General features: G+C 44.8%; 2 tRNA genes and 1 rRNA gene. All 3 read left to right on the top strand.

The window, feature by feature from the left end:
- Nucleotides 1-193, top strand: a 16S ribosomal RNA gene (locus IEV69_RS13810); the annotation flags it as partial.
- Between the two features lie 164 nt (nucleotides 194-357).
- Nucleotides 358-431 (top strand) — tRNA-Ile (locus IEV69_RS13815).
- A 174-nt stretch (nucleotides 432-605) separates the two neighbouring features.
- A tRNA-Ala gene (locus tag IEV69_RS13820) sits at nucleotides 606-679 on the top strand.
- The last annotated feature ends 31 nt before the right edge of the window (nucleotides 680-710 follow it).

Consider the following 710-nt stretch of genomic DNA (forward strand, 5'->3'; position numbering starts at 1 on the left):
CGCTAGTAATCGCATATCAGCCATGATGCGGTGAATACGTTCCCGGGCCTTGTACACACCGCCCGTCAAGCCATGGAAGCTGGAAGCACCTGAAGTCCGTCACCGTAAGGAGCGGCCTAGGGTGAAGCTGGTAACTGGGGCTAAGTCGTAACAAGGTAGCCGTACCGGAAGGTGCGGCTGGAACACCTCCTTTCTAGAGAAAGACGACACTTTTTTAAATAAGAGCACTTTGTTGGAACAATTAGGAGCTTTTATTACTTGGTTTACTGTCAATTTAAAATTTAGGTTTAAAGTTCAAAGTTTTAGGTTCAAGGTTAACAACCTGAAACTTGAAACTTGAAACTTGAAAACCCAAATAGTCTCATAGCTCAGCTGGTTAGAGTACTACACTGATAATGTAGGGGTCGGCAGTTCGAGTCTGCCTGAGACTACAGGGCCGAGCGTAAAGAAAATGTCCAGTGGACATTTTTAGCGAAGGAGCCAGATGGCGCGCAGGCGTTATCAGAAAGTTCATACACACATATTGAAAGGAAATTTTAGAAGTTGGGATACCTATCCTTTTTGGAATTTGGAATTTTAATTTATTTGAATTTCAATTAAGAAATGGGGGATTAGCTCAGCTGGCTAGAGCGCCTGCCTTGCACGCAGGAGGTCATCGGTTCGACTCCGATATTCTCCACATCGTCCTACGAAGCTTTAAGCGAAGTAGG

The sequence above is a fragment of the Planktosalinus lacus genome, assembly GCF_014640155.1.
In the GTDB taxonomy this organism is placed as follows: domain Bacteria; phylum Bacteroidota; class Bacteroidia; order Flavobacteriales; family Flavobacteriaceae; genus Planktosalinus; species Planktosalinus lacus.